At 68.2% G+C, this 1,169-nt stretch carries 2 protein-coding genes and 1 pseudogene; all 3 read right to left on the bottom strand.

Features of this window, described 5'->3' with window-relative positions:
- Positions 1 to 20 precede the first annotated feature (20 nt).
- The gene (locus tag DQW85_RS22705; RefSeq protein WP_113702173.1) at positions 21 to 602 is read right to left on the bottom strand and encodes a transposase; all 582 of its coding nucleotides are present in this window, start codon (positions 600 to 602) and stop codon (positions 21 to 23) included.
- On the bottom strand, positions 595 to 777 hold the full coding sequence (locus DQW85_RS48270) for a helix-turn-helix domain-containing protein (RefSeq protein ID WP_240197361.1): 183 nt from the start codon (positions 775 to 777) through the stop codon (positions 595 to 597). Before DQW85_RS48270 ends, DQW85_RS22705 begins: the two co-directional genes overlap by 8 nt.
- A 168-nt stretch (positions 778 to 945) precedes the next feature.
- A pseudogene (locus DQW85_RS48275) lies at positions 946 to 1,095 on the bottom strand (helix-turn-helix domain-containing protein); the annotation flags it as partial.
- Positions 1,096 to 1,169 lie beyond the last annotated feature (74 nt).

Genomic DNA, 1,169 nt, shown 5'->3' on the forward strand with positions numbered 1-1,169 from the left:
TCGAGGTTGAAATGCTGGAGTTACGGAGGGTCGAGGGTTAGGCCGGTGGCGGCGGTGAAGCCGTCCAGCAGGCCGTGGCGGTATTGCATCCGTTTCAGCTTGGTCTTGACCACCGCGGCGAGCTGATCGGTGTCGCGCGGAGCGAGGTTGGCCAGGCCGCGCTTGAGCGCTGACCAGACCTGCTCCACCGGGTTCAGCTCGGGGGCGTAGGCGGGCAGCTGAAATACCGTCAGCCATGCACTGCGAGCCTGGATGTAGGTGCGCATCGCCTTGGACAGGTGCCGGCGGTCGTTGTCCCACACCAGCACGATCCTCCCGCCGAGCTGGGCGTGCGCGGCATCCAGCAGACCCGCGAACTGGCACGGCCCAAAGCCCTTGACCTCCCCCGCACGGCCGCGCCGCAGCAACGTCCGGAACATCAGCCGGGTGCGCTGCCCGGGCCGGGTGCAGATCAGCCCGGCAAGACTCACCCTGCCGTACCCCTTGCCGGTGACCTTCACCACCGGTGTGCGACCACGCGGCGCCCAGGTGCGCGCCTTGGGCGGGCGCAAGCTCTGCCCGGCCTCGTCCTCGAAAACCAGCCACGCACCCTGCTCATGCACCGTCGCTTTTGATCCTCGGCCACTGCTCGGCCACCCACTGCCAGACCACCTCCTCATCGCGCTCGACGGCCCGGTGCACCGGCACCTGAGGGCTCCACCCCATCCGATGCAGCAGATACGACACCCCGCGCGGGGTGTAGCGGATGTGGAACAAGGTCGCGATCAGATCGGACACCCGCGCCAACGTCCAACGCTGATCCTCACCCCAGCCATGCGCCGCCGGACCGCGCTGCAACTCCGACGCCAAACGGGCCAGCCGCCGCTCATCCAGCCGGCACTTCTCCCCGCCGGGTCCCTTGGACGCCAACGCCTGCCTACCGCCCTGTCGCCAGGCTCGATGCCACCGACTGGCCGACATCCGCGTGATCCGGAATCGCCGGGCCACCTCTGCCGGCGACACTCCTTGAGCGAACAACTCCACCGCCCGCAGGCGTAATCGCTCCCGCCGCTGGCGTTCCTCGGCGGTCAGCCCGCCACCATGCGCATACCTCACCAACCAGGCGTAAACCAGCCAAACGCTGCCGTCACTACCCCCGAACGCCTGTAACTCCTACCTTTCAACCTCAG

This window comes from Nonomuraea lactucae (genome assembly GCF_003313395.1).
Taxonomy (GTDB): Bacteria; Actinomycetota; Actinomycetes; order Streptosporangiales; family Streptosporangiaceae; genus Nonomuraea; species Nonomuraea lactucae.